Here is a 15,191-nt window from a genome sequence, read left to right as displayed (position 1 = left end):
GGAAGGTGTCACGATGAGAACCATGACGAGTAAACGCCGGAGCTTTACCCCGGAATTCAAAAGAGAAGCCGCTCGATTGGTGATCGATACCGATCGCAGCATCCGAGCTGTCGCCGAAGAGATCGGCGTTGGAGAACAGTCACTTGGCCGGTGGGTGAAGATCGAGCGCGAGTCTCGCCAGCCAACGAAACGACGCACCGTCGAGGAGCTTGAAGCTGAGAACGCGAGGCTAACGAAGGAACTCTACGAGGCCAGAAAGGACAATGAGTTCCTGGGAAAAGCCGCGAGCTTCTTCGCGCAGAAGCGTCAGGACCGGAACGGTTTGAACTGATGCACGTGGAGAAGCACAATCACCAAATCAAGCGCATGGCGCGATTATTAGGAGTCTCCGCCTCGGGCTATTACGCCTGGGTCGGTCGCGAAGGTCGTCCTCCCGGGCCGCGTGCGGCACGTCAACGACAGATCGACGCGAAGGTTCGCGACGTTCATGCCGAGTCTGGTCACGTGTATGGAGCGCCTCGGATCAGTGCTCAACTCGGCCGAGAAGGGATCAACGTCAATCGGAAAACGGTGGCTGCGTCGATGCGTCGTCAGGGGTTGGAAGGGATCAGCCCACGAATGTTCTCCCCGGTGACCACGATCGCTGGAGTACGCCCGCATCGCATTCCAGATCGGGTGAAGCGCACCTGGGATCAAGGCGAACTGGACAAGGTCTGGATCAGTGATGTGACGTATCTACGTACCGGGGAAGGATGGCTGTATCTGTGCCTGGTCACCGATGCCCATAGCCGGCGCGTGCTGGGCTGGTCGATGTCGAGGGTGCAGAACTCCGAGCTGATTGAATCCGCGCTGCGAAGAGCGTGCTTGGTCCGGCAGAATCACAAGCCTGATGGCCTGGTATTTCACGCGGATCGAGGGGCCCAGTACACCAGTGAAGACACGTACAAAGTCTGTTGGGATTTGGGCTTGGCTCAGTCAGTCGGCCGGACCGGGGTTTGCTTCGATAATGCGATGGCAGAGAGCGTGTTCTCCAAATTGAAAACCGAGTTCTATGACCGTCGTGTCTGGGCTACCCGGGCTGAAGCTCGTGCTGGGGTCGTTCATTGGATTGAGCAGGTTTACAACCGTCGGCGACTGCATTCGGCCCTCGGGATGCTCCCGCCGGTGGAATACGAACATTCCCTTAGGGAACAGCAGTCAGCCGGTGAGATAGAAAGACTTCAGGCAACGGCCTGATGAACTAAGAACATGTCCACAACTTGCGGGCAAGCCCACAAGCTCTAGCAACAAGTTCCCACTCGTGGTGAATCAACTGAGCAGGACCTTCCAGGGGCGCACTGCCGTACAGAACGTCAGCTTTCGCATTGACCGCGGACAGACGGTGGGCATGGTGGGAGAATCCGGTTCCGGGAAGACCACTACGGCACGCATGATTGGCGCATAGCGTTAGATGAAAGCGCTGGTCTGGGTACCTGGAAGCGTTGTTCTGGGTATGTGGTAGCACTGTGGTCTGCTGAGGAGTAGCGGCGTCGTCCGGCGCTGCTTTCTCTTCTAGATTCATGGAAGCAGGCCTTCATCGTGGTTGATTACAAGAAGATCATGTCTCTGTTGCTGGAGTCGCGGTCTTATCGAGATATCGCTGAGTCCTTAGGATGTTCTCAACGAGACGTCGCTAAAGCCCGTGCGGTGATCAAGGAGCACGGCCTCACAGGTGATCAAGTAGCTGTCATGACCGTAGAACGGGTAGAGGAACTCTTCCCCGATCGGCGCCGACGAGTTGCAGGTGAGTATCTAGCGCCGGAATTCGGCCCGGTCGTGGCATCGATGCGTTCGAACCGTCACTTCACTTTGCTCCAGGGGTGGAGAACTTATCTCGGTGTGGCCTCCGAACTGCGGAAATACTCGTATTCTCAGTACTGCCACCTCTTCAGCGATTACGCGGCAAGAAACGATCTTGTAGCCACTTTGCACCATGAACCGGGGCGGGCGGTATTCATCGATTGGGCCGGTGACACCCTCCAGGTCTGCGACGCGGTCACCGGTGAAATCACCAAGGTCTACTTGTTCGTCGCGGTGTTGCCGTACTCGGGGTTGGTGTACTGCACAGGATGCACTGATATGCGTATGAACGCGTGGTTGAGCGCTCACAAGGCAGCTTTCGAGTATTTCGGCGGGGTGCCCCAGATTGTGGTCCCTGATAACGCGCCCACTGCTACTCACCGCCCTACCAAAGGTGAGTCTGCCCGGGTCGTGAATCCGAAGTACCAGCAGTTAGCCGATCACTACGCAACGGCGATCGTGCCTGCCAGGGTGCGCAAGCCTCGAGACAAAGCCGCCGTAGAATCTGCCGTTCAGGTGATCAACAAGCGAGTCATCGGATATCTCTGCGAAGACGTCTTCACGACCGTGACCGAGCTCAACACCGCGATCGCTGTTCGGATGAGGGAAATCAATGAAGAGATCCGCCGGGCTGATGGGACCACCAGGGCCGAACGATTCATGGCAGAAGAGGCATCTGCTTTGGGAGGCTTGCCTGTTGAGGGGTTTGAAGATGTTGAATACCGGCAGGTCAAAGTGGGACGGAATTATCATGTGACCTGCGATTATCAGCACTACTCAGTGCCTCACCGACTCGCAGGTCAATTGCTGCGAGCACGACTGACGGATCAACAGGTCAGTATCTTCGATGGCGATGCCATCGTTGCAGAGCACCGACGAAAACACGGCCGCCGGGGCCAGTACTCCACTGATTCCGCGCATGTACCCCTCCAGCACCAAGACGTCGCTGGCTTGTGGTCTCGTGATTGGTTTATCCGTCGGGCGGCCGCGTTTGGGCCGGCCACCGTGGAGATCATCACCGCGGTCTTAGACCGCCATAAGATCGAGGCTCAGGGGTATCTGGAGTGCCAGAACATTCTCGAGTCCCTGGGCAAGCGCGATAAGCAACGCCTCGAGGCTGCGTGCACGCAGTTAGCCAACCTGGGTGGGTATGCCAGCTATTCCGGACTCAAGCGACTCATGGCTGCCATTGATTCTGATACGAAAACATCTCGGCCACACAGGCCAGCAGCCGCCACCATCAAGCCCCAGCCGGCCGTCGATACCCTCGATCCAGCACAGATCTACGTGCGTGGAGCTGACTACTACCAGCAGGGACGGTGAACAGCGCCATGACCACGACACCGGCGAGCCCGGCCTTGATGAATTCAGTGTTCACTACCGAGGACAAAGAGAAGTTTCGTACCTTACGGATCACTCACTTGGCTGCGAAGTTCGAAGAACTCATCATCGATGAGAGCAACGACCACCTGACCCCGGAGCAAATATTCCTGGCGGCCGTTGATGACGCTTTAGACCAGCGAAGAGTGAAGAACATTCAGAAACTGCTCCTGGCTGCTCAGCTACCGATCATGCGGGCCTCGATCGCGGAGATCCATTATCAAGAAGGACGGAACATTACCCCAGCCAGGATGGCCCGCTACGCCGCACATGACTGGGCCAATGAGACCGCTAACCTGTTGATCACCTCGCCCACAGGAGGAGGAAAGACCTATATTGCCTGCGCGATTGCCGTAGCGGCATGTCACAACGAGCATAAAGTCTTCTACACCCGCATGGACGAGCTCGCTCGTCGTCTCGTCATCGCTCGAGGCGATGGCATCGCTCATCAGGCCTTGTTGAACCGGCTATCTGATGCGGATCTACTCATCATCGACGATTTCCTGACCGTCGGTATTGACCCTGAAGCCGCGAACGATCTTTTCGCGATACTGGCAAACCGAGAACACCGGGCAGCCACCATGATCGCTTCTCAAACCGGGCCCGCGTACTGGGCTTCAGCTCTCCCTGACAGAATCGCTGCGGATAGTATCGTCAATCGACTGGCGAATAATGCCCGCACGATAAACCTTGGCGACATTGATATGCGGCGCCACCAAGGTGAACAGACACGAGCGGCCCCTGGCTACTGGGAGTAGAAAAACTCGAGAAACCGACGACCGGGAAGCACCATAGAGGTGCTTCCCGGTCGTCAGAACTCCGCTACCACTTACCCAGACCAGCGCTTTCATCTAAGGCTATGCGCCAATGATTTTGGGTCTGGAGTCACCCGATCACGGCGAGGTCCACATCCAAGGGCAGCGCTTCGTTCCAGCTCATGAGAGTGAACGACGCCAGCTGCGTACCGCGATCGGTGCCGTCTATCAGAACCCCTTGGGCTCGTTCGATCCTCGGCATACGGTCGGCGAGGTGCTCACCGACGCTGTCACCCGCGGCACCAGCCGACGACGACCGGCTGCCCGAGACAGAGTCCACGAATTACTGGATCAAGTCCACCTGGCCACGACGACATCTCATCGGAAACCGTGGGAACTTTCGGGCGGGCAACGACAGCGGCTCGCCATTGCCCGAGCACTCGCTGCCCGGCCTGAGGTGTTGATTCTCGACGAACCGGTGTCGGCCCTGGATGTGTCCGTCCAAGCCACTGTGTTGGATCTGCTGGACGAGATCCAGATCGAACAGCAAACAAGCTATCTGCTGATCAGCCACGATCTCTCGGTGGTGGAGCACATGAGTGATCAGGTCTTGGTCATGTACCAGGGAGCTGCCGTGGAGCAGGGGCCTGTGGGCGATATCTTCACTGCCCCTCAGCATCTGTACACTCAGCAGCTCCTGGCGGCTCAGCCAACACTACGCGGCCCCTTCAGCGCCTAGCCCACCACGATCGTGACGATCTGCCTTCACCAAGGAACCACCGCTTAAACAAAACTGCCCCGTCCTCGAAAGGACGGGGCAGTTCACTGCTTAAATGGGTGGGGCCCAGTACAACACCGTACTGGGCCCACACCACTCAAAAAGAATGTCCGGCGGCGACCTACTCTCCCACACGCTCCCGCATGCAGTACCATCGGCGCAATGAGTCTTAGCTTCCGGGTTCGGAATGGGACCGGGCGTTTCCCCCACGCTATGACCGCCGTAACTCTACCAACCACACCCCACAACGGGGCGGGTAAAACCAAGGCATGCTACAAACACACACTACACTCTATCCAATTATCAACACACAAACCCAACGGGCTGGTGTTCACATAACCATACAGTGGACGCAAACAACGCTTGTTACCTACAAGTGAAAAATTGTGATTAAGTCTTCGGTCTATTAGTACTGGTCAGCTCCACACGTCTTTAGTCCGCGCTTCCACACCCAGCCTATCAACCCAGTCATCTACTGGGAACCTCACACAACAAGTTGTAAGGAGAACTCATCTCGAAGCCGGCTTCCCGCTTAGATGCTTTCAGCGGTTATCCATCCCGAACGTAGCCAATCAGCCATGCACCTGGCGGTACAACTGACATACCAGAGGTTCGTCCGTCCCGGTCCTCTCGTACTAAGGACAGATCTTCTCAATTCTCCAACGCGCGCAGAGGATAGGGACCGAACTGTCTCACGACGTTCTGAACCCAGCTCGCGTACCGCTTTAATGGGCGAACAGCCCAACCCTTGGGACCTACTCCAGCCCCAGGATGCGACGAGCCGACATCGAGGTGCCAAACCATGCCGTCGATATGGACTCTTGGGCAAGATCAGCCTGTTATCCCCGAGGTACCTTTTATCCGTTGAGCGACGGCCGTTCCACAACGAGCCGCCGGATCACTAGTCCCGACTTTCGTCCCTGCTCGAGCTGTCACTCTCACAGTCAAGCTCCCTTGTGCACTTACACTCAACACCTGATTGCCAACCAGGCTGAGGGAACCTTTGGGCGCCTCCGTTACCATTTAGGAGGCAACCGCCCCAGTTAAACTACCCATCAGGCACTGTCCCTGACCCGGATCACGGGCCGAAGTTAGATGTTCACTATGACCAGAGTGGTATTTCAACGATGACTCCACCCCCACTAGCGTGAGGGCTTCACAGTCTCCCACCTATCCTACACAAGCCATACCGAACACCAATACCAAACTATAGTAAAGGTCTCGGGGTCTTTCCGTCCTTCTGCGCGTAACGAGCATCTTTACTCGTAATGCAATTTCGCCGAGTTCACGGTTGAGACAGCGGGGAAGTCGTTACTCCATTCGTGCAGGTCGGAACTTACCCGACAAGGAATTTCGCTACCTTAGGATGGTTATAGTTACCACCGCCGTTTACTGGGGCTTAAATTCTCCGCTTCGCCACACAAGTGCAGCTAACAGGTCCTCTTAACCTTCCAGCACCGGGCAGGAGTCAGTCCATATACATCGTCTTACGACTTCGCATGGACCTGTGTTTTTGATAAACAGTCGCTTCCCCCTGGTCTCTGCGGCCCTGACCCGCTCCACCCAGCAAGTAGGTGTCACGGTTGGGGCCCCCCTTCTCCCGAAGTTACGGGGGCATTTTGCCGAGTTCCTTAACCATGATTCTCTCGATCGCCTTAGTATTCTCTACCTGACTACCTGTGTCGGTTTAGGGTACGGGCAGTGTCAACCTCACGCCGATGCTTTTCTAGGCAGCATAGGATCACCAGATCTCCCACATCGTGGGAGCCCATCAAGTCTCAGGCACACGCCCAGCGGATTTACCAACCAGACACCCTACACTCTTAGACCGGGACGATTCCATTGCCCGGCCTGGCTACCTTCCTGCGTCACACCTGTTAATACGTTTGCCTCCCCAGTTCAGGTCCCACGCTCCCCTGCCACGTCACCCCGAAGGGTGATCTAGGCAGGTTCGGGTGGTTAGTATCACCAGATCAGCATGGACGGTTTACCACCGGTACGGGAATATCAACCCGTTGTCCATCGACTACGCCTGTCGGCCTCGCCTTAGGTCCCGACTTACCCAGGGCAGATTAGCTTGACCCTGGAACCCTTAGTCATCCGGCGGACGGGTTTCTCACCCGTCTTTCGCTACTCATGCCTGCATTCTCACTCGTGCACATTCCACCACTAGTTCACACTGCGGCTTCACCACGTACACGACGCTCCCCTACCCAACAAACCAAACGGTTCATTGTCACGGTTTCGGCGGTGTGCTTGAGCCCCGCTACATTGTCGGCGCGGAATCACTTGACCAGTGAGCTATTACGCACTCTTTCAAGGGTGGCTGCTTCTAAGCCAACCTCCTGGTTGTCTCAGCAACTCCACATCCTTTCCCACTTAGCACACGCTTAGGGGCCTTAACCGATGATCTGGGCTGTTTCCCTCTCGACTATGAAGCTTATCCCCCACAGTCTCACTGCCGCGCTCTCACTTACCTGGCATTCGGAGTTTGGTTGACGTCAGTAACCTTGTAGGGCCCATCAGCCATCCAGTAGCTCTACCTCCAGGAAGAAACACGCGACGCTGCACCTAAATGCATTTCGGGGAGAACCAGCTATCACGGAGTTTGATTAGCCTTTCACCCCTACCCACAGCTCATCCCCTCAGTTTTCAACCTAAGTGGGTTCGGTCCTCCACGTGCTCTTACACACGCTTCAACCTGGCCATGGGTAGATCACTCCGCTTCGGGTCCAGAACACGCGACTCAAACGCCCTATTCAGACTCGCTTTCGCTACGGCTACCCCACACGGGTTAACCTTGCCACGTATCACTGACTCGCAGGCTCATTCTTCAAAAGGCACGCCATCACCCAGACACAAGATCCAGGCCCTGACGGATTGTAAGCACATGGTTTCAGGTACTATTTCACTCCCCTCCCGGGGTACTTTTCACCATTCCCTCACGGTACTGATTCACTATCGGTCAGTAGGAAGTATTTAGGCTTACCAGGTGGTCCTGGCAGATTCACACGGGATTTCTCGGGCCCCGTGATACTCGGGAAACACACCAGCAGCGCAACGCAGACCAACTACGGGACTTCCACCCTCTACGGTCAGGCAACCAAACCTGTTCGTCTCAACGCGCACCAACTGCAACAGGCCGGCAGACCCATCACGCATGCTCCCACAACCCCTGAAACGCAACCCCTGCCGGGTATCACACGCTCCAGGTTTAGCCTCATCCGCTTTCGCTCGCCACTACTCACGGAATCACTGTTGTTTTCTCTTCCTGCAGGTACTGAGATGTTTCACTTCCCTGCGTTCCCTCCAACTGGTCTATGTGTTCAACCAGCGGTCACACGAACACGCGAACGCGTCGTGCGGGGTTTCCCCATTCGGACATCCTGGTATCAACGCTCGGTTATCAACTCCACCAGGCTTATCGCAGATTCCCACGTCCTTCATCGGCTCCTACTGCCAAGGCATCCACCATGTGCTCTTAACAACTTAGCCACAAAACACTAAGCCATCATCATAAATAATGAGCTAAAAACAACCACACACCACACACAACCAAACCACCCCAAAAAGAGGCCGGCCAGCCATGATGATGATGCGGTCATCACACAGATAACAAACAAATACTCTCGACTAACACACACCACTCAACGCAGCATGTGTCACAAAAATAAGATGCTCGCGTCCACTATATAGTTACCTAAACAACAACCCACACACACCAACCAACCCACCAAAACCAGCAGGCCAGCCCATGCGACAGGCAAAACTAGAACAACCATCGTCCCAGCAAAACAACTTTGCCAGTCCTGTTATCCCAGGACCCAATAGTGCACCAAAGAAACCCACCTAACACCACGACCAACAACCCACGGCCTCCACACCCGACACTCAAAAAGCATCAGTAGTACTACCAGGATCGCCAGCCATGCACTTAGCACGGCACAAAGAATGTTGATGTTCCACCCATGAGCAGTCACTGCCACCACACACTCGGCGATGAAACAGGACAACACCCCAACACCACCAGGCCACCACCAAGGCGACCCAGCAAAAACGTGTTGAAGAAAGCTCCTTAGAAAGGAGGTGATCCAGCCGCACCTTCCGGTACGGCTACCTTGTTACGACTTAGTCCCAATCGCCAGTCCCACCTTCGACGGCTCCCCCCACAAGGGTTAGGCCACCGGCTTCGGGTGTTACCAACTTTCGTGACTTGACGGGCGGTGTGTACAAGGCCCGGGAACGTATTCACCGCAGCGTTGCTGATCTGCGATTACTAGCGACTCCGACTTCATGGGGTCGAGTTGCAGACCCCAATCCGAACTGAGACCGGCTTTTTGGGATTAGCTCAACCTCACAGTATCGCAACCCATTGTACCGGCCATTGTAGCATGCGTGAAGCCCAAGACATAAGGGGCATGATGATTTGACGTCGTCCCCACCTTCCTCCGAGTTGACCCCGGCAGTCTCCCATGAGTCCCCGGCATAACCCGCTGGCAACATGGAACGAGGGTTGCGCTCGTTGCGGGACTTAACCCAACATCTCACGACACGAGCTGACGACAACCATGCACCACCTGTGAACCAGCCCAAAAGGGAAACCATATCTCTATGGCGATCTGGCACATGTCAAGCCTTGGTAAGGTTCTTCGCGTTGCATCGAATTAATCCGCATGCTCCGCCGCTTGTGCGGGCCCCCGTCAATTCCTTTGAGTTTTAGCCTTGCGGCCGTACTCCCCAGGCGGGGCACTTAATGCGTTAGCTACGGCGCGGAAAACGTGGAATGTCCCCCACACCTAGTGCCCAACGTTTACGGCATGGACTACCAGGGTATCTAATCCTGTTCGCTCCCCATGCTTTCGCTCCTCAGCGTCAGTAACAGCCCAGAGACCTGCCTTCGCCATCGGTGTTCCTCCTGATATCTGCGCATTTCACCGCTACACCAGGAATTCCAGTCTCCCCTACTGCACTCTAGTCTGCCCGTACCCACTGCAGACCCGGAGTTAAGCCCCGGGCTTTCACAGCAGACGCGACAAACCGCCTACGAGCTCTTTACGCCCAATAATTCCGGATAACGCTCGCGCCCTACGTATTACCGCGGCTGCTGGCACGTAGTTAGCCGGCGCTTCTTCTGCAGGTACCGTCACCCCGAAAGGCTTCTTCCCTACTGAAAGAGGTTTACAACCCGAAGGCCGTCATCCCTCACGCGGCGTCGCTGCATCAGGCTTGCGCCCATTGTGCAATATTCCCCACTGCTGCCTCCCGTAGGAGTCTGGGCCGTGTCTCAGTCCCAGTGTGGCCGGTCACCCTCTCAGGCCGGCTACCCGTCGTCGCCTTGGTGAGCCATTACCTCACCAACAAGCTGATAGGCCGCGAGTCCATCCAAGACCGATAAATCTTTCCACCTTCCACCATGCGGTGAAAGGTCATATCCAGTATTAGACCCAGTTTCCCGGGCTTATCCCAGAGTCAAGGGAAGGTTACTCACGTGATACTCACCCGTTCGCCACTAATCCAACCCCTGCAAGCAGGAGTCTTCATCGTTCGACTTGCATGTGTTAAGCACGCCGCCAGCGTTCATCCTGAGCCAGGATCAAACTCTCCGTAAAAAAATACAAAAAGAAAAAGGAAACGCACCAGCCGGAAAAACCAGCACGCCCCAAAATCCCAGCAAAAACTCCCCTGAGAGCGACGAGGCACCCCAGGAGAAGTAATTACCAATAAATAAAATTGGCATCAACAAACTTGGCACACTATTGAGTTCTCAAACAACAGTCGGCTTCCGATGTCCTGGAGATCTTTTCGATCTCCGCTCTCCCGGAGCAACTTTTCTAACTTATACCCTGTCTCGATCCGTGTCAAATCCGATCTGCGTGATCGTGATCTCATCTGATCGATATTGAGTTGCTAGAGCGACGTTCCTTGCGGTCCATCTGCGCCCGTTCTCTCACCGTTTTCCCGGTGTTTTCCTGGGCACGAATGAATACTCTACACACGTTCCGCGGAGGTGCAAAATCGACCCAAAAGCGCCCGGATTCCGCATGATTCCGCGGTTTTTGGAGGGGCCGGCACCGTCGAATCGGCGGTTTTCGGTCAAAAATGACCCAAAAGGTGACCGAGGTCACCGAAATTGCTATTTTTTCGGCACAAAGTACAGGGTCGTCAGCGCCGGGACAGTGATGCGGCCACTGGTCGGTTGTCCATGCTCCGCCGGCCCGTCGGCAACGATTTTCCCGAGATTGCCGTTGCCCGCTCCCCCATAGGCGGAAGCATCGGAGTTGAACGTCTCGGCCCAGGAGCCCGCGGACGGCAGCCCGACGACAACATCGCGGTGTTCGGTTCCGGAGAAGTTGGACAGGCAGACCAGCGGGGTTCCCTCGGCGGACCAACGGATGAAGCTGAACAGGTTGCGGGCGCTGTCCCCGCCGTCGATCCAGGTGAAGCCGGCCGGTTCGTCGTCGAGTTCCCATAGTGCTGGGGTGGCACGGTACTGAGCGTTCAGATCGCGTACGGCTTTCATCACGCCCTTGTGCCTCGGGTTCTCGGTCTGCCACCAATCGAGCCCATGGGCCTCAGACCATTCGGCTTCTTGGGCAAACTCGCCGCCCATGAAGAGCAGCTTTTTGCCCGGGTGCGCCCACATGTACCCGTAGTAGGCGCGCAGTCCGGCCAGCTGCTGCCACCGGTCGCCGGGCATGCGGGCGAGGAGAGAACCCTTACCGTGGACGACCTCGTCGTGGGATAACGGCAGCACATAGCGCTCCGAGTAGGCGTAGGCCATCGAGAAGGTCATGGTGCCGTGGTGCCACACCCGGTTGATCGGGTCCTCGCTGAGGTAGTTGAGGCTGTCGTGCATCCAGCCCATGTTCCATTTTTTGCCGAAACCGAGCCCGTTCTGTTCGGTGGGTCGGGTGACGCCGTCGAAGGCGGTGGATTCTTCGGCGATGATGATGACGCCGGGGTGCTCACGGTAGGCGGTGGCGTTGACTTCCTGGAGGAACGAGATTGCCTCGAGGTTGTGGTTGCCTCCGTGCACATTGGGGACCCAGCCCCCTTGCTCTCGGGAGTAGTCGAGGTAGAGCATGGAGGCCACGGCGTCGACGCGGAGCCCGTCGATGTGGAACTCTTCCAGCCAGTACAGGGCGTTGGCGACGAGGAAATTGCGGACCTCGTTACGGCCGTAGTCGAAGACTTTGGTCCCCCAGTCGGGGTGCTCGCCCTTACGCGGGTCGGCGTATTCGTAGAGTGGTTCGCCGTCGAAGTTGGCCAGCGCCCATTCGTCTTTCGGGAAGTGGGCGGGAACCCAGTCCATGATGACGCCAATATCCGCCTGGTGCAGCCGGTCAATCAGGTAGCGCAGGTCGTCCGGGGTGCCGAAGCGCGAGGTGGGCGCGTAATAGCCGGTGACCTGGTAACCCCAGGATCCACCGAAGGGGTGCTCGGCCAGGGGCAGAAATTCGACGTGGGTGAAGCCCTGCCAGGACACATACTCGACGAGCTCGTCGGCCAGCTGCCGGTAGCTGACCTGGGCGTCGGAATCGGCACCCGGCGGACGCCAGGATCCGGCGTGAATTTCGTAGATGGACATCGGACCCTGGTGCACGTTGTTGCGCTGGCGGGCGACCATCCAGTCGTCGTCGTGGAATGCGTAGCGGGACTCCTCGACCCGGGAACCGGTGCGCGGCGGGACTTCGGTCCAGCGGGCCAGGGGGTCGGCGCGGTCGACCCACTGACCGTGGCGGGTGAGGATCTGATACTTGTACACCGCTCCGGCGTCGACGTCGGGAAGGAACAGTTCCCAGACCCCGGAACCGCCGAGGGAACGCATAGCATGCAGGCGGCCATCCCAGGAGTTGAAGTCGCCGATGACGCGCACGGCCTGGGCGTGGGGTGCCCACAGTGCGAAGGACGCCCCGGATACTTCGCCTTGGGGCGTGGAATAGCGGCGGATGCGGGAGCCCAGCACAGTCCAGAGTTTTTCGTGCCGTCCCTCGCTGAGCAGGTGCAGGTCCATCTCGCCCAGGGTGGGCAGATAGCGGTAAGGGTCGTCGTGGACGGTGTCCTGTCCCCCCGGGTAGCGCACGGTGTAGCGGTAGCCGGGGACCTGGCCTTCGGGCTGATCGGTGAGCACCCCCACCCAGATGCCCTGGTGTTCGTGCTGCAGACGCACGGTCTCGCCGGTGTCGGTGCGGATACTCACGGCCTCGGCCATCGGTCGCAGAATCCGGAACGTCACGGAGTCAGAGGTGGCATGGGCACCCAGCACCTCGTGCGGCTGGTGGTACCGGCCCTCGGCGACGGCGCTGAGCACGTCCGGGGACACCGTCAGCGGTGCGGTCGATGCGGTCATCGTAGTCTCCGATTTCTTCGGGGTGGCGGTCATGGGCGCCGTATCACGCGCAGCACGTGGGCGGGCTCGACGAACGGGTCGAGCCGGACATAGTTGGTGTCACCCCAGTGGTAGCGCGCCCCGGTGATCAGGTCTTCGACGTCGAAGGTGCCGGCGGCGTCGAGGTCGTGCTGGTGCAGGCCGAGGGCGTTGAGGTCGAGGCGCACGGTGGCTTCATGGGCGGTGTGCGGGTCCACGTTGACGACGACGATGAGGGTGTCTTCCCCGGGGCCGAGGTAGTCGTGGTCGGTGACCGTCTCGGCGTCGGCGTGCCAGCCCTCGGGCAGGGCGGTACGGGTTTTGGAGAACACCAGGATGTGCTCAGTGTCGGCCTCGTGGAGAGTCAGATTCTGCAGTTGTTGCAGGGCGGGGTGGGCGCGGCGGATCTCGTTGAGCCGGCGCAGATAGGGTGCCAGGGACTGCCCGCGAGCTTCGGCTCCGGCAAAATCGCGGGGCCGGTACTCGTACTTTTCGTTGTCGATGTACTCCTCGGCGCCCGGGCGGGCCACGTGCTCGTAGAGTTCGAATCCTGCGTAGACGCCCCACAGTGGGTTGGAGAGCGCGGCGAGGGCCGCCCGGATTTTAAACGCGGCCGGCCCACCGAATTGCAGGTATTCGGTGAGGATGTCCGGGGTGTTCACGAAGAAGTTCGGGCGGTAGTACCCGGCGGTGCGCTGGGTGACCTCAGCAAGGTAGTTAGCCAGTTCTTCCCGGGAATTCCGCCAGGTGAAGTACGAGTACGACTGTTGGAATCCGACCCGGCCGAGCGCGTGCATCATCGCCGGGCGGGTGAAGGCTTCAGCCAGGAACACCACCTCGGGGTGCTCGGCGCGGACCCGTGCGATGAGCCACTCCCAGAACCACAGGGGCTTGGTGTGCGGGTTATCCACGCGGAAGATCTTCACACCGCGGGACACCCACAACTGCACGACCTTCAGCACCGCGGCGGAGAGGCCCTCCGGGTCGCGGTCGAAGTTCAGCGGGTAGATGTCCTGGTATTTCTTGGGCGGGTTCTCGGCGTAGGCGATGGAACCGTCGGCACGCTGGGTGAACCATTCTGGGTGTGCCTGAACCCAGGGGTGGTCGGGGGCGCACTGCAGGGCCAGGTCCAGGGCGATCTCGAGGTCGTGTGCCGCGGCCACGCTGACGAAGTCGGCGAAGTCGGCTTCGGTGCCCAGGTCCGGATGGATGGCGTCATGCCCACCGTCGGCGGATCCGATGGCCCACGGTGATCCGGGGTCGCCGTCGCGGGTGGTCAGGGAGTTGTTGCGGCCCTTGCGGTGCACCGTGCCGATGGGGTGGATCGGTGGCAGGTACACGACGTCGAACCCCATGGCGGCGACCTCGGGCAGGCGGCGCGAGGCAGTCTGGAAGGTGCCGGAAACCCAGGCCGAGGTCTCCTCGTCGAAGCGGGCGCCCTCGGAGCGGGGGAAGAACTCGTACCAGGATCCGGCCCCGGCCAGGCGGCGCTGCACGTCCAGCGGGAAGGGACCGGTGACGCCTACCAGGTCGCGCAGCGGCTGGACGACGAAGACCTCGTGCACGGCGGACGAATTTCCGGCGGCAAGGCGGTCGGGAACGGGCAGGGCCTCATCGGCGAGGGTCTGGGCGGCGGCAGTGAGCACCGCTTGCTGGGCGGGGTCGTACTCGGGCCGGGAGGCGGCGTCGCGGAAGAGGTGCACCCCTTCCTGCAGCATCAGCTCGACGTCGACGCCGGCTTCGATCTTCACGCTGGCGGCATGGACCCACGTGGCGTGCGGGTCGGACCAGGACTCGATGGTGAAGGTGTGCAGGCCGATCCCGCTGGGGCGCAGGGTGGCGTGGAAGCGGTCGGTGCCGGGCGCTCCGGGGCGCATCCGCACCCGCTGGACTTCGCGTTGCGCGGCATCGGTGAGGACCACGGTGGCGCCGAGCTGGTCGTGGCCCTCGCGGAAGACCGTGGCGGCCACGGCCACGTCTTCACCGACGATGGCTTTGGCTGCGTAGCGGCCGCAGTCGATCACGGGCTCAACTGCCGTGACGGGGATGCGGGTCACCGTGACCTCGGGAG

6 protein-coding genes, 3 rRNA genes and 1 pseudogene are annotated in these 15,191 nt (G+C 58.8%); 5 read left to right on the top strand and 5 right to left on the bottom strand.

Translation table 11 applies throughout. The annotated features are described in order from the left end of the window. Nucleotides 1-13 precede the first annotated feature (13 nt). The 5 genes from P8192_RS03630 (at nucleotide 14) to P8192_RS03610 (ending at nucleotide 4,713) form a co-directional block, all read left to right on the top strand. Nucleotides 14-1,236, top strand: a protein-coding gene (locus P8192_RS03630; RefSeq protein ID WP_278158568.1) for an IS3 family transposase whose coding sequence is annotated in 2 segments (ribosomal slippage) — nucleotides 14-287 and nucleotides 287-1,236 — 1,224 coding nt in all. Because the reading frame shifts where the segments join, the coding sequence is not laid out codon by codon here. A 64-nt stretch (nucleotides 1,237-1,300) separates the two neighbouring features. After that, entirely contained in the window at nucleotides 1,301-1,444 is a 144-nt protein-coding gene (locus P8192_RS14490; protein WP_431521135.1) for an ATP-binding cassette domain-containing protein, read from the top strand. Between the two features lie 134 nt (nucleotides 1,445-1,578). Further along, nucleotides 1,579-3,162, top strand: a complete 1,584-nt coding sequence (istA, locus tag P8192_RS03620; protein WP_278156880.1) for an IS21 family transposase — start codon at nucleotides 1,579-1,581, stop codon at nucleotides 3,160-3,162. Nucleotides 3,163-3,170: 8 nt separating this feature from the next. After that, a complete protein-coding gene (locus tag P8192_RS03615) occupies nucleotides 3,171-3,977 on the top strand; it encodes an ATP-binding protein (RefSeq protein WP_270105186.1) in 807 nt (268 codons plus the stop codon). Between the two features lie 109 nt (nucleotides 3,978-4,086). Then, a complete protein-coding gene (locus P8192_RS03610; protein ID WP_278158566.1) occupies nucleotides 4,087-4,713 on the top strand; it encodes an ATP-binding cassette domain-containing protein in 627 nt (208 codons plus the stop codon). 147 nt (nucleotides 4,714-4,860) lie between these two features. On the opposite strand, the gene rrf is transcribed toward P8192_RS03610, so the two are convergent. The 5 genes and pseudogenes from rrf to P8192_RS03585 form a co-directional block, all read right to left on the bottom strand. Beyond that, nucleotides 4,861-4,977: ribosomal RNA gene (gene rrf, locus P8192_RS03605) — 5S ribosomal RNA — on the bottom strand. Between the two features lie 161 nt (nucleotides 4,978-5,138). Continuing rightward, nucleotides 5,139-8,247: ribosomal RNA gene (locus tag P8192_RS03600) — 23S ribosomal RNA — on the bottom strand. Nucleotides 8,248-8,831: 584 nt separating this feature from the next. Beyond that, nucleotides 8,832-10,361 (bottom strand): 16S ribosomal RNA (locus P8192_RS03595). Together the 16S, 23S and 5S rRNA genes form the textbook arrangement of a ribosomal RNA operon. A 524-nt stretch (nucleotides 10,362-10,885) precedes the next feature. Then, nucleotides 10,886-13,186 (bottom strand): annotated as a pseudogene (gene glgB / locus P8192_RS03590) (1,4-alpha-glucan branching protein GlgB); the annotation flags it as partial. Continuing rightward, nucleotides 13,132-15,177, bottom strand: coding sequence for an alpha-1,4-glucan--maltose-1-phosphate maltosyltransferase (locus tag P8192_RS03585; RefSeq protein ID WP_278159719.1), 2,046 nt, complete (start codon nucleotides 15,175-15,177; stop codon nucleotides 13,132-13,134). The pseudogene glgB and the gene P8192_RS03585, both read right to left, overlap by 55 nt. Between the last annotated feature and the right edge of the window lie 14 nt (nucleotides 15,178-15,191).

Source organism: Citricoccus muralis, assembly GCF_029637705.1.
Lineage (GTDB): Bacteria > Actinomycetota > Actinomycetes > Actinomycetales > Micrococcaceae > CmP2.
Note: the sequence above shows the minus strand (reverse complement) of the source record. Positions and strands in the feature narration are given on the sequence as shown.